Source organism: Lysobacter brunescens (assembly GCF_042677005.1).
GTDB lineage: Bacteria > Pseudomonadota > Gammaproteobacteria > Xanthomonadales > Xanthomonadaceae > Lysobacter_I > Lysobacter_I brunescens.
Genome location: NZ_JBHTIF010000001.1, coordinates 790,674 through 808,885 on the forward strand (window position 1 = coordinate 790,674; position 18,212 = coordinate 808,885).

The window sequence follows — 18,212 nt, forward strand, 5'->3', positions numbered from 1 at the left end:
CCCTGCATGTTCAACCCGCGTCCCCGCATCGAGACCCTGCCCATCACGGGCCGCCATGCCTGCCATGTGATCGACGATGCGCTGCTCGATCCGGGCGCGCTGGTCGCGCATGCGGTGCGCCACATCGGGGACTTCGTCGAAGCGCCGCACAACGCCTTTCCCGGGCCCGAGCTGCGCATGCCGGAGGCCTTTTCCGCGCAGCTCGACGCCTTCTTCTCGCTGCACCTGCGCGAGCACTTCGCGGTGCGCCGCACCGAGCGCATGTACAGCCGGCTGTCGCTGACCACGACGACGCCGGAGCAACTGCGGCCCGCGCAGTCGCTCTGCCACGTCGATCGCCTCAGCGTCTCGCCCGCGCATCGGATCGTCGCCTCGGTGCTCTACCTGTTCGACGATCCGGAGCTCGGCGGCACGGCGTTCTACGCGCCGAAGCATCCGCCGGAGGTGATCCTGCCGATGATCCACGCCTCCGGACAGCTCGACGCCGCCGCCTTCGAGGCGGCCTATGGCGTGCGCACCGGCTACATGACCGAATCCAATGCCTGGTTCGAGAAGCTGCTCAGCGTGCCGGCACGCTTCAACCGGCTGATCGTCTACGAAGGCACGGTGTTCCACAGCGGCGAGATCCGGCATCCGCAGCGGCTGTCGACGGATCCGCGACGCGGTCGGCTCACCCTTAACGGCTTCTTCACCTGTCGGCGGAGCCTGGCGGCATGAGACGCGCACGCCTCGCATGGTGCTTCGCTGCGGGACTGGTCGCCGCACTCGTGGCTGGCCCGGGCTGTGCGCAGGTACTGGCCCCTGCGGACGATGCGCCACTGCAGGCCACCGGCACGGTCGAACGCTGGCTGGCGACGCCCGCCGCGCCACTGCAGCCGCGCCGCGTGGACGTGTGGCTGCCGCCTTCGTACGCGCAGTCGCCACGGCGGCGGTATCCGGTGCTGTACATGCACGACGGGCAGAACCTGTTCGATCCCGGCATCGCCTTCACCGGCAGCGACTGGGACATCGACGGCGAGATGACCCGGCTGGTCGCGCGCGGCGAGGTGCGCGAGGCCATCGTCGTCGGCGTGTGGAACACGTCGGATCGCTTCGCGGAGTACATGCCGCAGGCGGCGGTGACCACGACCCCGGTGGACAGCGGCATCGAAGGGCGGCCGCTGCTCGCCGCCGAAGCCCTGCGCGGCGACGCCTACCTGCGCTTCCTCGTCGACGCGCTGAAGCCGGAGATCGACCGGCGCTACCGCACCCGGCCCGGGCGCGACGACACCTTCGTGATGGGATCGAGCATGGGCGGGCTGATCTCGCTGTATGCGATCGCGCGGTACCCGGCAACCTTCGGCGGCGCCGCTGCGCTGTCCACCCACTGGCCGGCCTGCGGCGGCTGCATGATCGACTGGCTCGCCGCGCACCTGCCGTCCCGACGGTCGCACCGGCTGTACTTCGACTTCGGCACCGCCACGCTGGACGCGCGCTATCCGCCCTTCCAGGCGCGGATGGACACGGCGCTGTCCCGGGCCGGCTGGCGCCAGGGCAGGTCGTGGCGGACCCGGCGCTTCGAGGGCGCCGAACACAACGAGGCGGCCTGGCGGGCGCGGGTGGCGCATCCGCTGCGCTTCCTGCTGGCGCCTGCGGATGGCCGCGCAGCAGCACGCGCGCCGGACGGTCATCCACCGCTGGAACATGCTGCCGTGCAGCATTCCCGTCGCTGAAACGAGACGCATGTCATTGATGATCAAGGCATCGACACACGACACCGCCAGCAACATCCCCCCGTCCCCGGAAATGCTTGACAGCGCTGTCAGCAATCTCGGAGGATCGCCGGGCGCCCGATGGAACCGGGCATCCAGACCCAGGGAGACGACCATGCGCCACCGTCGCCGATACCGTGCGCCCGCCATGCCCTTGCCCACCCTGCCGGTGGTCGCGCGCGCGACCGCGCCCGGCGGACGCCCCCGTTCGCCACAGGCCTCGCCCGCGACATGATTCGATCCGGACACACGGAGGCCGCCCTCCCCCGACGCCCCGCCTCCGTGTGCTCCGGTGCTTTTCCGGACATGCCCGGCCGTTCGCGCATTCCGTGACCGTCCACCCCCGCCCGCCCACGCGCCCAACCGCCACCACGACATCCATGACATGACGACTCAACACACCCGCTGGTCGCAGTTCGGCGTCCTGATCACCGTCTTCTTCTTCTGGGGCTTCGTCGCCGCGAGCAACGACATCCTCATCCCCGTGTTCAAGCACGCCTTCAACCTGTCCCAGGCGCAGAGCCAGCTGGTGTCGGTGGCGTTCTACGTTGCCTACACGGTCGGCTCGCTGATCTACGTCGCAGTGTCGAAGACGCTCGGCGTCGACCTGCTCAACCGCATCGGCTACAAGAACGGCATCTGCCTGGGCCTGGTGATCTCGGCGATCGGCACCCTGCTGTTCTATCCCGCCGCCAACGCCGGCTCGTTCAACCTGATGCTCTCGGGTCTGTTCGTGGTCGGCCTGGGCTTCTCGCTGCAGCAGATCGCCGCCAACCCGCTGGCGATCGTGATGGGCGACCCGCGCACGGGCTCGCAGCGCCTGACCATGGCCGGCGGCATCAACAACTTCGGCACCACCATCGGCCCGCTGCTGGTGAGCATCGCGATCTTCGGCAGCGTCGCCGCCGGCGGCACCGAGGCCAGCATCGAAAGCGTGAAGACGCCCTACCTGATCCTCGGCGCCGCGTTCCTGCTGGTCGCGGTGTTCCTGAAGTTCTCCTCGGTGCCGAACCACATCGACCTCGAAGGCGTGACCGAGAGCGAAGCGCAGGACAGCGACAAACTGATCCACAAGCCTTCGGCGCTGGCCTATCCGCAGCTGGTGCTGGGCATGATCGCGATCTTCGTCTACGTCGGCGTCGAGGTCTCGACGATCAGCAACCTGCCGGCCTATCTCGAAGAAAGCCACGGCGTGCCGGCGTCGTCGATCGCGCCGTACGTGTCGCTGTACTGGGCCAGCCTGATGATCGGCCGCTGGACCGGCGCCGCCGGTGCCTTCGATGTCGGCGCCGGTGCGAAGCGCATGCTCACCCTGATCCTGCCCTACCTCGCCTTCGGTGTGTTCCTCGCGGTGAATTCGATCGCGCGCCACGACGTGTCGCAGTTCTATGGCTACGCCTTCGTGATCGTGCTGATGATCGCCGCCACCTTCGCCAGCCGCGGCAACCCGGCGCGCATGCTCCTGTACTTCGCGATCTGCGGCATTGTCGCGCTGCTGATCGGCATGCACACCAGCGGCAAGACCGCCGCAGTCGCCTTCATCAGCGTCGGCCTGTTCTGCAGCACGATGTGGCCCTGCATCTTCGCCCTCGCGATCACCGGCCTGGGCCGCAACACCAACCAGGGCAGCAGCCTGCTGATCATGATGATCATGGGCGGCGGCATCGTCAGCTGGATCCAGGGCGCGGTCGCCGACAGCCACGGCATCCAGTTCAGCTTCATCGTCGGCGTCGTCTGCTTCGCCTACCTCGCCTTCTACGCCTGGAAATCCTCGCGCCTGCTCCGCGCCCAGGGCATCGATCTGGACAAGCTCGCGAAGTCGAACGGGCACTGATCGCGAGAGACAGCATCAACGAAAAAGCCCCCGTCACCGGGGGCTTTTTCATGGCAGAAACCGAGGTGGTTTTCACCCGTTCTGGATATTCAGAGACTACAAGCAGGTCCCTCGCCTGCGGCTCGGGATGACAGGATAGATCTGCTCGCTCAACCCGACGCGACCATCGCCTCCCCGCAGTAATCCCGCAGGTAATCCGCATGCATCGGCAGCCGCGCGACGGTCTGCGCGATCGGCTTGCGGATCCGCTCCAGGAACTCGTCCAGTTCCGCATCGCTCATCAAGTCGGCGGCAGGATGATGGCGCCTGGGCAGGATGCCCTGGCCGAGCATCACCTGGATCCAAGAATTCTCCGCGAACAGCTCGTTGCCTTCGCGGAAGACGCGTCCGGTCTCGCGGAACAGATCGATGCGATGGCGCAGCGAAGCCGGAATCTCCAGCGCAGCGCAGTCGCGCCAGTACGGCGTGTCGCGGCGATCGGTGACGTGGTAATGCAGGATCACGAAATCGCGGATGCTGGTGATCTCGTCCTCGGCCTGGCGGTTGAACTGGTCGATGTCGGCCTGCGCGACAACCTGCGGGAACAGCTGCAGCAGGCGGAGCACGCCGCGCTGGATGAGGTGGATGTTGGTCGACTCCAGCGGCTCCAGGAAGCCGCCCGACAGGCCGATCGCCACGCAGTTGCCGCGCCAGGACTCGCGACGCTGCCCGGGCTTGAAGCGGATCACGCGCGGCTCGATCAGCGCGCGACCTTCGATCGATTCGAGCAGCGTGCGCTTCGCGGTGTCGTCGTCGATGTAGCGACTCGAAAACACGATCCCGTTGCCGACGCGGTGCTGCAGCGGGATGCGCCACTGCCAGCCGGCGTCGCCGGCGATCGAGCGCGTGTACGGAATCGCATCGCGCACCGACTCGGTCTGCACCGCGATCGCGCTGTCGTTGAACAGCCAGTGCGACCAGTCCTCGTACTCGACGCCCAGCGCGTCGCCGATCAGAAGGCCACGCAGGCCGCTGCAGTCGACGAACAGGTCGCCGGCGATCTCGCTGCCGTCGGCGAGGCGGATCGCGTCGATCCAGCCGCCGCCCGGCGCGGTCTTCACCTCGACGATGCGGCCTTCGATGCGCCGCGTGCCGTGGCGTTCGCTGAAGGCGCGCATGAACTTAGCGTACTGGCTCGCATCGAGATGGAACGCATAGTTCATGCCGCCGTTGGGCAGGTGCGCGAAGCGATTCGCTTCGGACGCCTGCAACTCCAGGCAGTAGTCGCCGTAGTCGCGCGCGAGGCCGCGCGCATGCGCAGCGAGCCAGAAATGCTGGAAGCCGGCGGCCCAGTGGTCGCGGCCGGTGGTGCCGAAGGAATGGACATAGCGATGCCCGCGCTCGCGCCAGTGTTCGAAGGCGATGCCGAGCTTGATCGTGGCGTGGGTGGCGGCCATGAACGCCTGCTCGTTGATGTCGAGCAGGCGATGGAAGGTCACCATGGTCGGGATCGTCGCTTCGCCGACGCCGACGGTGCCGATCTCCTCGGATTCGACAAGGAGGATCTCGACCCGCTTGCCGAGCAGCTTCGACAACGCGGCGGCGGTCATCCACCCTGCGGTGCCGCCGCCGACGATGACGACGCGCTGCACGGGCCGGTCGAGGCGATCCTGAGGGATGGACGTGTCGGGCATGACGGACTCCAAGGGCATGGTTCGATCAGCGATTGAATCGATTCAGCAGCATCGCGCGCAGCCTGCGCGCGGCGTCGGCATCGAGCGGCCCGAGGATGCGCCGCGCGGCCTCGGGTACGTGCGACGCGACGTCGTCGTCATGCTCGAAGACGTAGTGGCGGAACACGTCGCGCCAGATCGCGCGCTCGTGCGCGGGCAGGTCGCGCATGCACAGGATCGCCGCCATCAGCGCGGTCATCGGCGTGTCCATGTAACCCGGCGAGCGGCGCCACCAATAGTTGACCAGCATGTTGAAGGGTTCGAGCCCTTCGACGTGATGCCACCACATGCTCGGGATCAGCAGCGCATCGCCGGGCGCAAGCTCCGCCACCTGCGCATGCCGCTGCGCCTCGGCGTAGCGCGGAAAGCGCGTCAGGTCAGGCGCGCTGATGTCGACCAGGCTCACCGGCTGGCCGGCCGGGGTGAAATCGAGCGGACCGATGTACAGGTTCGGCAGCTGCTCCGGCGGAAACAGCGTGAAGCGGCGCCGACCGGCGACAACGCAGGCGAGGTTGTCGGGCAAGTCCTGGTGCGCGGGAATGCGCGAGCGATTGCCCAGCCACAGGCTGACCAGCGGGTCGCGATCGCCCATCGCCAGCGCATCCGGCGCGAGCAGGCCCGGCAGGCAGGCGTCGATCGCCGTGGAACCGACGTAGAGCGCGGGCGGCGCCGGATCGTCGAGGTGCGTGGCCAATGCATCCAGCACCGTCGCGATGCGCTGGCGCTGCGGCACGAAATTGAAGCCGTCGAGCGCGTCGTTGTAGAAGAAGCGCCCTTCGATCTCCGGCGGACCGACCATCGCCGTGACCACCTGGCCGGTGTCGAAGCCGCGCAGGTGCGCGATCGCTGCGCATGGCCCTTCCGCAGCGGCATGCACCAGCGGCCAGTCGGACACCAAGCCCTTCAGCAACAGCGGCCGTTGCGAGGCGAGGATCGCATCCGGCAGCGCGTGCGGATCGAGCCCGGCGACTTCGGCGACCTCGACGATGGATTCAGGCATGGCCCTGTGCCCGACGCACGCGTTCGATCAGGTCGCGGAAGCGCGACAGCGAGGCGATCGCCATGTAGATCGCTTCCAGATGGCCTTCGACGTGCAGCGCCGCGAGCGCCTCGCCATCGAGTCGCGACAGTCGTTCTTCGTTGATCGTGTAGAACCCGGCGAGGCGATGCTGCGCGCCGTCGTCCAGGGTGATGTCCAGCACGAACGATTCCAGCAGATCGTGGCGCAGGAGCGCGTCGACGAAGCCCGGCACTGCCTGCAGGCCCTCGTGCAGCGCCTGCAGCGTCGACGCCATGCGGTCGAGGAATTCCGTCGTGCCGCCATGGGTGCGGAACAGCGGCTCGCCGTGCGTCTTGCCGACGCGCGGGTGGTCCAGGTCGATGTGCATCATCGGCTCGCCCTCGACCGAGAGGCCGATCAGGAACGGCTGGCGTTCGATCGCCAGCGGCAGGTACAGCGCATCCCAGCCGCGTTCGTCGAGGAACAGGTTCTGCCCAGTCTGGAAGCCGAGCAGCGCGACCGGCTGGAAACTCCCATCGGCGGCTTTCTGGAACACGATCGGGTAACAGGCCTGCAGGTTGCGGAACTCGCCCGGGAAGGTCAGCGCGGACATCACGTCGTCGCCCCAGGCCGCGCCGCGTTCGGTGACGACGCGCAGGTCGCGGTGGTCGATGTTGTTGAGCTGGGCGTGTCGGGCCATGGCGTGCGTTCCGGAGGCGGGCGTCAGATGCGCGGCAGGCCGCGCGTGCGGATGTGGTCGATCATCTCACGATGGCCGGGCAATGCTGCCAGCATGCGCGGCACGAGTTCCGCAGTCTGGCGGAACACCGCTTCGGCGCGTTCGCGACCGGGCGCGGTCGGCGGCGCGACGCGCTGCGCCGACCGGAAGCCCATGCCGTAGAGGATGTAGTGGTAACTGGCCGACGGGAAGACCTCGTCGGCACGGAACAGGTCGTGCCGCGAAGGCGAACGATGGCGCCACAGCGCGAGCAGTTCGGCCAGCCGCGCCGGCACCGATTCGGGACGGGCATGGTCGCGCCAGTAATCGCTGTCGCTGCGCCGGCTCAGCACGTAGTGCAGCTTGAGGAAGTCGATGACGCGCGCCCAGCGATACAGGAAGGCGTCGTTGAACTGCCGGGCGACGATGTCCATGGCCGCACGCGACGCCGGCAGCGTGTCGGCGATCATGCCCGCAGCCAGCTCCACCAGCACCAGGGACGAGGCTTCCAGCGGCTCGATGAAGCCGCTGGACAGGCCCACCGCCACGCAGTTGCGCTGCCAGAACACGCGGCGATAGCCGGGGTCGAACTTCAAGGCCAATGGCGACGGCACGTCGGTCGCGCGCGGACCGCCGCTGCGCTCGATGTGCGCGCGCAGTACCGCTTCGGCCTCCGCATCGCTGGCATGCGCACTGGAATAGACGTAGCCGACACCGCGTCGCGCGGACAGGCCGATGTCCCAGGTCCAGCCGTGGCGCTGCGCGGTGGAGAGCGTGTGGCAGGCGATCGGCGTCGCGGCGTCCGCATACGGCACCTGCACCGCCAGCGCGCGATCGTTGAACAGCACCTCGCGGCAATCGACCATGCCGACGCCGAAGTGCTGGCCGATCAGCAGCGCGCGCAGGCCCGTGCAGTCGATGAACAGGTCGCCGGCGATGTCGCCGTTCTCTCGCGTGCGCACGGCAGCGATGTCGCCGTCCTCGCGGCAGACGACCTCGACCATGTGGTCGGCGACATGGCGGACACCGAGCGTGTCGACGCAGTGGCGCCGCAGGAACGCGCCGAGCTTCGCGGCATCGAGGTGATAGGCGTAGTTGGCGACGCCGGCGAATTCCGGCGTGGAGAACTGCTTGGGCGCACGCCCCGCATCGCAGAGGTGCGGCTGGACACTGGCCAGCGCCGCATAGGCGACGCGGCCCTCGCGCGCCATCCAGCCCGAGACGAGATCCGCGTCGAGGAAATCCTGCGGCAGGCTGAAGGGATGGTGGTAGGCATCGGCATCCTCGTCCTGCACCCATCGCGCGAACTTCGAGCCCTGCTTGAACACCGCATCGCACTCGCGCACGAGCTCGGTTTCGCGCACGCCGATGCGGCGCAGGGTGTCGCGCATCGACGGCCAGGTGCCCTCGCCGACGCCGATGGTCGGCACGTCCGGCGATTCGAGCAGAGTGATGCGCAGGGCATCGGCCTCATCGTCGGGCCCGCCGCGATGCGTCGCCGCGAGCAGGCCTGCGGTCAGCCAGCCGGCGGAACCGCCGCCGACGATCACGATGTGCCGGACCGGTGTCTCCATGCCGCTGCTCGGGTTCGGGTTCATGTGCATGCCACGACTGCGTCGCACGCATTGTCGCGCGATACGGCCGCCGCAGGCGGCCCGGCGCATCGCGCGCCGGGCCGTCGACGAGGTTCGGCCGACGATTCGCCGGTGATCAGCGGAACGTGTAGCGCAGGCCCATCATGAACCGCGGACCGGTCTGGGTGGCGTACAGCAGCTGGTTGTAGTGGCGACCGTGCACGCGCTGGGTCTTGCCCATCGCATTGATCACTTCGAACGACATCGACAACTGGTCGTTGAAGCGATAACCCGCGCTGAAGTCCAGCTGGCCGTAGGCTTCCACGTACACCGGATTCGGCAGGCCCGTGCCGTCGAAGCGACCGGCCAGGAACTTGTCGCGCCAGTTGTACGCACCGCGCAGCTGCAGCGGGCCGCGCTCGTAGAACGCCACCAGGTTCGCCGAATCGCTCAGGCCTTCCAGCGCGAACTGCTCGCCCAGGTTGTAGTTGTCGTAGGTCAGGCCGGAGTCGACGATGGTGTAGTTCGCGGACAGGCCGAAGCCGTTCGCGAAGATGTGCTGGGCATTCAATTCCCAGCCGTCGAGCGAGGCCGAACGCTGGTTCGCCGGGGTGGTCACGCGGAAGTTCGCGATCGGGTCGCCCGGCTGGCCGGTGATCGTGCCCGTGGCGTTGCCGTTGCTGTCGAAACCGGTGCGCACCACGCCGGGCGAACCGTTGAGGTTGTTGAGGATGTAGTTGCGGATGCAGACCACATCGGCGGTGGCGCAGCCATTGGCGAGGGCTTGGTTCCAGTAGGCACCGCCGACCGGCGTGTTCAGCCCGGCCGAGGTGTCGTTGAACGTGGTCACGCCGACGTAGTTGTCGATGTTCTTGCGGAAGTAGCCGATCGACAGGTAGCTCGACTCGCCGTAGTACCACTCCAGCGACACGTCGAAGTTGTCGGACAGCAGCGGCTCCAGGCCGGGATTGCCCTGCGCGCCCGAACCGCCATCCACGCGCAGCAGTTCGTTGAACGTGCGTCCGCCCTGGATGTCGCCCCAGCCGGGCCGGCCGATGCTCTGGCCGTAGCTGGCGCGCAGCAGCAGGTCGTCGCGGAGGTCCAGGCGCAGGTCGAGGTTCGGCAGGAAATAGCGGTAGTCGCCCTTGAGCGTGCTGAAGCCGGAGCCGGCACGCACGAGGTTCAGCTCGTTCGCCGAGCCCCAGACGATGCCCGAGTAGGTCGGCACCAGCGCCTGCGATTCGACCTCGGTACGCTCGTAGCGCACGCCGGCGGCCACCTGCAGCGGCATCGCCCAGTCGAAGGTCGTGCTGTATTGCACGTAGGCGCTCTGCGACTTCTCGGACACGCGACGGTCGGTGGTGAACACGTCCGAGCGACGGTACAGCGCATCGTCGCCGGCGGCGATGCCGGCGAGTCGGCGCATCGTCTCGAAATCGAAGGTGAAGAACTGGTTGAACATCGCCGGATTGCGGCTGCCGCTGAAATCGCCGAAGTACTGGCGCAGCGAATCCGGGATCCACAGGTCGTCGGGGTAGTTCTGCGGGCCGGTGCCGCCCCAGGTGTCGCGCTGCACGTTGGAGAACGCGGTGCGGTTGTCGACTTCGGTGAGCGAGACGCCGAAATCAAGTTGCGAGGCTTCGCCGAACTGCCAGTCGCCGCGCAGCTGGCCCTGTTCGACGTCCGAGCGCATGTAGCTGTTGCGGAACGACGAGCCGGTGACCTCCATCCGCGAGGGATCGATGCTGGTCATGCCGGCCGGCAGGGTCACGCTCAGCACCGGGAACGGACGACTGAAATCGACCGTGGTCGTGCCGCGGAAGAAGCCGGCGGCGCCGAGCACGCTGTTGCTGCCGTACGGGCTGTCCGCGCCGGATTCCGCGCTGGAGTTGTGGTAGTCGAACTCCAGGCCGAGGGTGTCGGTCACCGCCCAGTCGACGTTGAAGCCCAGCGACCTGTTCTCGTTCTTCGTGGCGTACTTGGCGGCGCCCATCGCCAGGTCGCTGGTCGCCGGCACGATGATTTCCGAATACACCAGCGGCGCGGCAACCGGACCGTTGGTCCACGAACTCACCGACGGACCGAAGTTGAACCACACCGACAGCTCGTTGCGCTGCTGCTGGATGCGATTTTCGGAATAGGTGTAGTCGAGTGTCGTGGTGATGCGGTCGGTCGGCGCCCACTGCAGCGTCAGCTGGCCGTTGGTGCGCTGGCGCTGCACGGCGTTGACGCTGTAGCCGAAGTTCTGCGGCACCGAGTAGATGTCGTTCGGCCCCGGACGATTGGTGATGTTCTCGGAGCCGGGCGTGCCCGGCTGCGGGATCGTGCCCCAGTTGTTCTCGTCGCCGCGGAACGGCCGCCAGCCGTTGGCCACCGATGCCTGGTTGTAGCCGAGGTCGCGCTCCTGGTAGCTCGCGGTCAGCGCCACGCCGAACTTGCCGTCGGCGAAGGTGTTGCTGAAGATGCCCGAGACTTCCGGGGTGACGTCGTCGCCCTGGATATGGCTCGGCAGGTGGTCGTTCGACGTGTCGTTGACCGCCTTGATGCCGACGTTCGCGTGCAGGCCCGGATTGGCCAGCGGACGCGCGGTCTTGATGTTGATCGTCGCGCCGATGCCGCCGGCCGGCGTCGCCGCGCGGCTGGTCTTGAACACTTCGATGCCGGAGATCGCCTCGGAGGCGAGGTTGGCGAAATCGAAGGCGCGCGAGTTGGACGCGCCGGTCTCGGCGATGCTCGACGCGGGCATCTGCCGGCCGTTGAGCAGCACCATGTTGAAGTCGGGGCCGACGCCGCGCACGGTCACGCGGGAGCCCTCGCCGATCGATCGATCGATCGACACGCCGGAGATGCGCTGCAGCGATTCGGCGAGGTTGGTGTCCGGGAACTTGCCGATCTCCTCGGCGGAAATCCCGTCGACCACGCCCTGGCCGTTGCGCTTGACGTTCATCGCCGACTGCAGGCTGCCGCGGATGCCGCGGACTTCGATCACGTCCAGGTCGTTCGCGTCGTCCTGGCGCGCGGACTGCGCGGGCGCATCCGGATCGGTGGACGCATCCTGCGGCGCGGTCTGCGCGGCGACGGTCTGCGACATCACCAGAAGCAGTGCGGTCGCCAGCAGCGTCCGCCTGGGTGTGGTCTGCAACTGTTTCATCACTCGTCCCTCCCCGGGATCTGCATGTCGTTGTTCTGGTCTTCCGTGCGACGACGTTCCCGAACGCGCCCTGTGCCGCCTGCCGGCGCCGCCGCATCGGCGCGACGGGCACATCGCCCATCATCGCCAGCGCATTGGAAGTCAGATTGACAGCGTTGTCAAATTGGAGTCGACAATGCGTATAAAATCCAGATGAAATTCAATTGAATCAATGATTTGATGTTGTTGCGGCGCACAATAAAACGGTGCACAACTTCGGACAGGCCCTGCGCCGGGCATGCGCTCAGGCATGTTCCGGGCGCGAGCAATCAGCAGCGCATGGGCGGCGCGCGGCGACAGGCCGGCTTCGGAAACGGGCCAGGAGTAAGGCCCGGGAAACCGTGCGTCTCGATTCAGCGCGGCGTCGGCGCAGGGCCGGTGGATCGTCGCAGCTGCAGCGCGTAGGGCACGCTGATCGTGGCGCCGCTGCCGGGGTTGCGGATCTCGGTCAGCAGCTCGAGCGCCGCCAGCCGCCCCATCTCCCGCGTGGGCTGGCGCACGGTGGTCAACGAGGGATGGATCTGCCGCGCGATCGGCGTGTCGTCGAAGCCGCAGACCGAGATGTCGCCGGGCACCGACAGGCCGCGTTCGCTGATCGCGCAGATCGCGCCGGCGGCCATGTCGTCGTTCGCCGCGAAGATCGCGGTCGGCGGCGCGTCCATCGCCAGCAGGTGCAGCGCGGCGGCATAACCGGAGTCGTAGGAGAACTCGCCGTCGACCACCAGCGCCGGATCGTAGGGAATGTCCGCGCGCGCCAGCGCATCGCGGTAGCCGTCGAGGCGCCAGCCGCTCGCGCCATGCGCGGGATGGCCCTTGATGTGCGCGATGCGGCGATGGCCCAGCGAGACCAGGTGCGCCATCACCGCGCAGACCGCGCCGTGTTCGTCGACGACGACACCGATCGTGCGGTTTTCCTCTTTCGCCGAGACGCTGGCGTAGGGAATCTGCAGGTCGCGCAGGCGCGCGACCACGGCCGGGTCGTCGGTGATCGGCGGGGTCAGCACCAGGCCGTCGACCTGCAGCTGCACGCTCAGCGCTTCGATCTCGGCGGCGGCATCGCGGCCCTGGTGATCCATCGGCACCAGCATCAGGTGGTAGTGCTGCGACTTGCAGGCGTCGAGCACGCCCATCTGCACTTCCATCAGGTAATTGTTCGAGGGGTTGTCGAACAGCATCGCCACCAGGTACGAACGGCGACCGGCGAGCACGCGCGCGGACGGCAGCGGCCGGTAGTTCAGCGTGTCCACCGCGGTCTGCACGCGCTGACGGGTGCGTTCGGACACGTTAGGCTCGTGGTTGAGCACGCGCGACACGGTCTTCATCGACACGCCGGCGACCTTCGCCACATCCTCGATCCGGACTCGCATGGACTGGGCCTACTCTCTCGTGGTCATTGCGGGATGCAATTGCGGGGCAATACTGCCAGAGCCGCCCGGCGCTTCCCATCGGCCGAACCGGCAATGCGCCCGGCGACCTGCAGCAACGGAACGATGCTGCCCTGCAACAAGAACTGCCGCGCGACGCGGTGTATTCTGCGCTCGGCTGACAGCGCTGTCACCTATCCGTGCGGCGCGATGTCGGCATCGACCCACGGCCCGTCGCCAGGACGACGGGCCCTGCCTTCGCGAGGATTGCATTGCCCATGAGCGCCGTTCCCCACGCCACGTCCGCGCGCAGCAGGCCGCGCATCGCACCACTGTGCACAGCCCTGCTGCTGGCCCTGAGCGGCGGCCTCCACGCCGCGCCCGGCGAGGCTCCGGCCACCGCCGCGCCCGCCGCCATCGATCCCGCGAACTGGCCGGTGCCGGGCTGGCCGCTGCGCGAGGACGCCGCACTGGAACGCCGCGTCGAAGCCCTGCTGGCGACGATGACTGTCGAAGAGAAGGTCGGCCAGATCGTGCAGGCCGACATCAGCACGATCACCCCCGACGACCTGCGCAAGTACCGGCTCGGTTCGATCCTCGCCGGCGGCAATTCCGACCCGGGCAACCAGTACAACGCGAAGCCGCAGGCCTGGCTGGACCTCGCCGACGCCTTCTGGGCCGCGTCGATGGACACCTCCGGCGGCGGCAAGGCCATCCCGGTCATCTTCGGCATCGATGCCGTGCACGGCCAGAGCAACATCGTCGGCGCGACCCTGTTCCCGCACAACGTCGGCCTGGGCGCGACGCGCAACCCCGCGCTGATGCGCCGCATCGGCGAAGTCACTGCGATCGAGACCCGCGTCACCGGCATGGAATGGGCGTTCGCGCCGACCGTGGCGGTGCCGCGCGATGATCGCTGGGGGCGCGCCTACGAAGGCTATTCCGAAAGCCCGGACGTGGTCGCGTCATATGCCGGTGCGATGGTCGAAGGCCTGCAGGGCAAGCCCGGGGCGCGCGACTTCCTGAGCGAACGCCACGTCATGGTGTCGGTGAAGCACTACCTCGGCGACGGCGGCACGCGCAACGGCAAGGACCAGGGCGACACGCCCGGCGACGAGAAGACCCTGCGCGACGTGCACGCCGCCGGCTACTTCACCGCGATCCGTGCCGGCGCGCAGGCGGTGATGGCCTCGTTCAACAGCATCGACGGCCAGAAGATGCATGGCCGCCGCGACCTGATGACCGACGTGCTCAAGGACCGCATGGGCTTCGGCGGCTTCATCGTCGGCGACTGGAACGGCCATGGCCAGGTCGAAGGCTGCACGAACACCAACTGCGCGAAGACCTTCAACGCCGGCCTGGACATGGCGATGGCGCCGGACAGCTGGCGCGGCCTGTACGACAGTACCGTCGCGCAGGCGAAGTCCGGCGACATCCCGATGTCGCGGATCGACGACGCCGTGCGCCGCATCCTGCGCGTGAAATTCCGCATGGGCCTGTTCGAAGCGCCGAAGCCCTCGCAGCGCGCGCTCGGCGGCAAGTTCGAACTGCTCGGCGCACCGGCGCATCGCGCGGTCGCGCGCCAGGCGGTGCGGGAATCGCTGGTGCTGCTGAAGAACAACGGCGGCCTGCTGCCGCTGTCGCCGAAGCAGCGGATCCTCGTCGCTGGCGACGGTGCCGACGACGTCGGCAAGCAGTCCGGCGGCTGGACGCTGAACTGGCAGGGCACCGGCACCACGCGCGCCGACTACCCGAACGCCGACACGATCTGGGAAGGCTTCAAGCAGCAGATCGACGCGGCCGGCGGTCGCGCGGAGCTCGCGATCGACGGCAAGTACCGCGAAAAACCCGACGCGGCGATCGTGGTGTTCGGCGAGAACCCGTACGCCGAATTCCAGGGCGACCTGCCGAACCTGCTGTACAAGCCCGGCGACGACCGCGACCTCGACCTGCTGCGCAAGCTGAAGGCCGACGGCATCCCGGTGGTCGCGGTGTTCCTCAGCGGGCGTCCGCTGTGGATGAACCGCGAGATCAACGCCGCTGACGCTTTCGTCGCCGCATGGCTGCCGGGCTCGGAAGGCGCCGGCATCGCCGACGTGCTGCTGCGCGATGCGCGTGGCAAGGTCCAGCACGACTTCAAGGGCAAGCTCAGCTTCTCCTGGCCGCGTCGCGCGGACCAGTACGAGAACAACGTCGGCCAGGCGAACTACGACCCGCTGTTCGCTTTCGGCCACGGCCTGCGCTACACCGACGACGGCACGCTCGCGCCGCTGCCCGAGGACTCCGGCATCGCCGCAGCACCCGCGCAGCCGAACGTGTTCTTCGTGCGCGGCAAGGCCGCCGAAGGCTTCCGCCTGCGCCTGACCGACGCGAGCGGCGGCACCTACGACGTGATGCACACGCGCGGCGCGACGCCCGATGGCGCGCTGTCGATCGCCGGTGTGGATCGCCTCGCCCAGGAAGACGCACGGCAGCTGCTCTGGACCGGCACCGGTGCATCGGCCGCCGAACTGATGGCGACACCCGCGCAGGACCTGCAGCGTCAGACCGACGGGGATGTTTGGGTGATCGCGGACCTGCGCATCGATGCGCTCCCGAAGACCGGCAAGGTCGCATGGCTGGCCGCGTGCGGCGACAAGTGCGGCGCATCGATCGACATGACTTCGCAGTTCGCCGGCCTGCCGCGCGGCGAGTGGCTGCGCGTCGGCATGCAGCTCAAGTGCCTGCGCAGCAACGGTGCGAACGACATGCGCAACGTGACCGTCCCGTTCGGCCTGCGCGCCGCGCCGGGCTTCAAGCTGACGGTGTCGGGCATCGGCCTGGGGACGGATCCGACGCACAAGCTTGCGTGTCCTGCCGCGCCAGCACCCTGACGACGATGCGACCGAACGAAAGAAGGGGCGTGCCATGCACGCCCCTTCCTGTTTCACCGCCGTTGCGCCAGCGGATGCCGATGATCACCAGCCGATGCTGTAGGTCACCGTAGTCGGCGCACTGGTGTGCAGCGACGGACTGTGATCGCCCACGTCGTCGTACGAGAAGCCGTAGGCGAGATAGTCGTAGGCGATGTCGCTGTCGTGCCAGAACTTCGCATACCAGTTCGCCAGCGATCCCGCCGGATAGAACGCATTGCGGTTGTACCAGTTGGCCGGACTCTCGATCACGTGGCGGTTCAGCGCCGCGGCAACCTGCGCCTGGATCTGCAGCTGCGTGCCGATGTGCTGCGGCGCCGCGTTGCGCGCATCGTTGAGCAGGCCGTTGCCGAGGAACACCATCTGCGTGTCCGGCTTGCCGTTGATGTAGAAGACGCCGTTCTCGTTGCCGCCGGTGAAGCGGAAGGTATCGCCGGTGATGCGGCCGCGGAACGTGCCGAGGTTCGGCAGCGTGAACACCAGGTCTTCGTTGCGGTAGCGCGCCCACACCTGGTCGATGTACGGCTGCAGGTAGCCGGCGTTCGGCTTGCCGCTGCCGAAGTTCGCATGCGCCGGCGCGATCACCCGGTACGGCGTGTACGGCGCCTGGCCGAGCGGCTTGAACGGCGTCGGCACGCGCGCGACGAAGCGCGAGATCACGTCGTCGCGGGTCAGCGTGTCGATGCGCTCGCCGACGGTGCGATCATAGCCGTTGAGGCCCTGCACGCGCAGGCGCAGCGGGAAGCCGAAGTGATCGACGCGCGTGGTGTTGACGTAGATGCCCGGGTTGCCCATCGATTTCGGCAGGATCGCCATTTCGCCGAAGTCGAAGTACACGTCGAGGTTCGGATCGGTCGGGTTCTCGATGTTGGCGCCGGCATAGCCGATGTTGCCGTTGCCGTCGCGCACGACCTTGATGTACATCGGGCTGCCCACCGACAGCAGGATGCGCGCGGAGTTGATCGGCGCGATGGTGACCTGCGGCAGGTCGGACACGCGGTGGAAGTAGTTGCTGTAGCGCTCGCCGTTCTTCACCAGCGCACCATTGTCGGCATCCGACATCGGAACCTGCTGGCCGGCGGCGTTGATCCACACGAACTGCCCGGTCTGCCAGCTCTTGCCGATGATCGCGTAGTACACCTGCGCGTTGGTCCAGCGGCCGCGCGTCAGGTTCTGCACGACGAAGGTGGTGCGCTCGTTCCAGGTCCCGCCGGTGACCGGCACGACCTTGAACGACGACACCGCATCGTTGAAACCCTGCGCGCCGAGGTCGGGCACGTTGCCGCTCACCGTGACCGTGCCGCCACCGTAGTTCACGTCGCGGAACAGCTGCGCCTGGTAGCCGGCCACGACCTTCATCGACGAGGCGCGGTCGTTCCATGCCGTGCCGATCCAGCTCGAATCGACATCGGAACAGAGGCTCGCGCCGCCGTAGTTGATGTTCTCGTAGAAGCAGACGCGGCCGGTCGGCGTGGTGCCGCTGCCGATGGTGTTGGAGAACCAGGGCGTGTCGCGCCCGGGATCGCCATAGGTGAACGAGGAATTGAGGACCTGCCCCGATGCCACTGGGCTGACCGCACGCTCGTACCGCGCGGCGGCGCTGTTGTAGCCCATCCGGAAGTTCTGCTGCCCGCCGCCTGCGAGCGTGTAGTGCACGTCGACCCACTGGATCGTCACGTTCGGCTTGAACCAGATCGTGGCCGTGCTGCCACTGACATCCACGCCGCGCGTGTATTCCTGTGCATGGGCCTGGAACCCGAGAACGGCCAGCAACAGGGTCCACCCTGCCAGCCAGGTGCGTATGGTGCGATGCATCTTCAACTTCTCCCTGCGTCCGGGGACGCCTTGCGTTGAGGGGGGGATGGCGCGCCGTCAATCGGCGCCGTGCGCTCCGCGCACGTCCATCCACCACGACGCGGCACCCGCCCCCTGCATCACGTGGCCGTCGTGGCGGCGCCACTCTACGGCCAATTGACAGCGTTGTCACTCTCGCGTAGAAAGCCAGCCTAACGCGATGATTTTCATTGGGATTACCGATGTTGCAATGCGTCAATAACTTTTCCGGAGTGGCTCCAGGGCTGGCAGGACGGCCTGCCTGTCGGATGCCACGCGCGAATACCGCGATACGCCTGCCGCCGCGTGCAAACGTATGCATCG

11 protein-coding genes are annotated in these 18,212 nt (G+C 67.7%); 4 read left to right on the top strand and 7 right to left on the bottom strand.

Going from position 1 to position 18,212, the window contains the following annotated elements; all coding sequences use genetic code 11:
• Positions 1-6: 6 nt before the first annotated feature.
• The 3 genes from ACFQ0E_RS03275 to ACFQ0E_RS03285 all read left to right on the top strand — a co-directional run bounded on the left by ACFQ0E_RS03275 (position 7) and on the right by ACFQ0E_RS03285 (position 3,585).
• Positions 7-717 (top strand): DUF6445 family protein, encoded by a 711-nt coding sequence (locus ACFQ0E_RS03275; protein WP_386822264.1) that lies wholly within the window; start codon positions 7-9, stop codon positions 715-717.
• Positions 714-1,712 carry an alpha/beta hydrolase gene (locus tag ACFQ0E_RS03280; RefSeq protein WP_386822265.1) on the top strand — a complete coding sequence of 333 codons (999 nt, stop codon included), beginning with the start codon at positions 714-716 and terminating at the stop codon, positions 1,710-1,712. Before ACFQ0E_RS03275 ends, ACFQ0E_RS03280 begins: the two co-directional genes overlap by 4 nt.
• 424 nt (positions 1,713-2,136) lie before the next feature.
• On the top strand, positions 2,137-3,585 hold the full coding sequence (locus tag ACFQ0E_RS03285) for an MFS transporter (RefSeq protein WP_386822266.1): 1,449 nt from the start codon (positions 2,137-2,139) through the stop codon (positions 3,583-3,585).
• A 149-nt stretch (positions 3,586-3,734) separates the two neighbouring features.
• Here ACFQ0E_RS03285 and ACFQ0E_RS03290 read toward each other — a convergent pair whose 3' ends face one another.
• From ACFQ0E_RS03290 to ACFQ0E_RS03315, 6 genes are all read right to left on the bottom strand, one after another.
• Entirely contained in the window at positions 3,735-5,258 is a 1,524-nt protein-coding gene (locus ACFQ0E_RS03290) for a tryptophan halogenase family protein (RefSeq protein WP_386822267.1), read from the bottom strand.
• Between the two features lie 25 nt (positions 5,259-5,283).
• Complete coding sequence (locus tag ACFQ0E_RS03295) at positions 5,284-6,297, bottom strand: cupin-like domain-containing protein (RefSeq protein ID WP_386822268.1); 1,014 nt, start codon at positions 6,295-6,297, stop codon at positions 5,284-5,286.
• The gene (locus tag ACFQ0E_RS03300) at positions 6,290-6,997 is read right to left on the bottom strand and encodes a SapC family protein (RefSeq protein WP_386822269.1); all 708 of its coding nucleotides are present in this window, start codon (positions 6,995-6,997) and stop codon (positions 6,290-6,292) included. The genes ACFQ0E_RS03295 and ACFQ0E_RS03300 overlap by 8 nt, the downstream gene beginning before the upstream one ends.
• A gap of 23 nt (positions 6,998-7,020) precedes the next feature.
• A complete protein-coding gene (locus ACFQ0E_RS03305; protein WP_386822270.1) occupies positions 7,021-8,613 on the bottom strand; it encodes a tryptophan halogenase family protein in 1,593 nt (530 codons plus the stop codon).
• A gap of 112 nt (positions 8,614-8,725) precedes the next feature.
• On the bottom strand, positions 8,726-11,740 hold the full coding sequence (locus ACFQ0E_RS03310; RefSeq protein WP_386822271.1) for a TonB-dependent receptor: 3,015 nt from the start codon (positions 11,738-11,740) through the stop codon (positions 8,726-8,728).
• A gap of 392 nt (positions 11,741-12,132) precedes the next feature.
• The gene (locus ACFQ0E_RS03315) at positions 12,133-13,146 is read right to left on the bottom strand and encodes a LacI family DNA-binding transcriptional regulator (protein ID WP_386822272.1); all 1,014 of its coding nucleotides are present in this window, start codon (positions 13,144-13,146) and stop codon (positions 12,133-12,135) included.
• A 275-nt stretch (positions 13,147-13,421) separates the two neighbouring features.
• On the opposite strand from ACFQ0E_RS03315, the gene ACFQ0E_RS03320 reads away from it, so the two are divergent.
• A complete protein-coding gene (locus tag ACFQ0E_RS03320) occupies positions 13,422-16,016 on the top strand; it encodes a glycoside hydrolase family 3 protein (protein WP_386822273.1) in 2,595 nt (864 codons plus the stop codon).
• A gap of 84 nt (positions 16,017-16,100) precedes the next feature.
• Here ACFQ0E_RS03320 and ACFQ0E_RS03325 read toward each other — a convergent pair whose 3' ends face one another.
• Positions 16,101-17,870, bottom strand: coding sequence for a beta-1,3-glucanase family protein (locus tag ACFQ0E_RS03325; RefSeq protein WP_386822274.1), 1,770 nt, complete (start codon positions 17,868-17,870; stop codon positions 16,101-16,103).
• Positions 17,871-18,212: the final 342 nt, after the last annotated feature.

Bases quoted from the DNA above. Each gene is read 5' to 3' on its own strand.
- ACFQ0E_RS03275 (WP_386822264.1), top strand. From the start codon at position 7: ATGTTCAACCCGCGTCCCCGCATCGAGACCCTGCCCATCACGGGCCGC.
- ACFQ0E_RS03280 (WP_386822265.1), top strand. From the start codon at position 714: ATGAGACGCGCACGCCTCGCATGGTGCTTCGCTGCGGGACTGGTCGCC.
- ACFQ0E_RS03285 (WP_386822266.1), top strand. From the start codon at position 2,137: ATGACGACTCAACACACCCGCTGGTCGCAGTTCGGCGTCCTGATCACC.
- ACFQ0E_RS03290 (WP_386822267.1), bottom strand. From the start codon at position 5,258: ATGCCCGACACGTCCATCCCTCAGGATCGCCTCGACCGGCCCGTGCAG.
- ACFQ0E_RS03295 (WP_386822268.1), bottom strand. From the start codon at position 6,297: ATGCCTGAATCCATCGTCGAGGTCGCCGAAGTCGCCGGGCTCGATCCG.
- ACFQ0E_RS03300 (WP_386822269.1), bottom strand. From the start codon at position 6,997: ATGGCCCGACACGCCCAGCTCAACAACATCGACCACCGCGACCTGCGC.
- ACFQ0E_RS03305 (WP_386822270.1), bottom strand. From the start codon at position 8,613: ATGAACCCGAACCCGAGCAGCGGCATGGAGACACCGGTCCGGCACATC.
- ACFQ0E_RS03310 (WP_386822271.1), bottom strand. From the start codon at position 11,740: ATGAAACAGTTGCAGACCACACCCAGGCGGACGCTGCTGGCGACCGCA.
- ACFQ0E_RS03315 (WP_386822272.1), bottom strand. From the start codon at position 13,146: ATGCGAGTCCGGATCGAGGATGTGGCGAAGGTCGCCGGCGTGTCGATG.
- ACFQ0E_RS03320 (WP_386822273.1), top strand. From the start codon at position 13,422: ATGAGCGCCGTTCCCCACGCCACGTCCGCGCGCAGCAGGCCGCGCATC.
- ACFQ0E_RS03325 (WP_386822274.1), bottom strand. From the start codon at position 17,870: ATGCATCGCACCATACGCACCTGGCTGGCAGGGTGGACCCTGTTGCTG.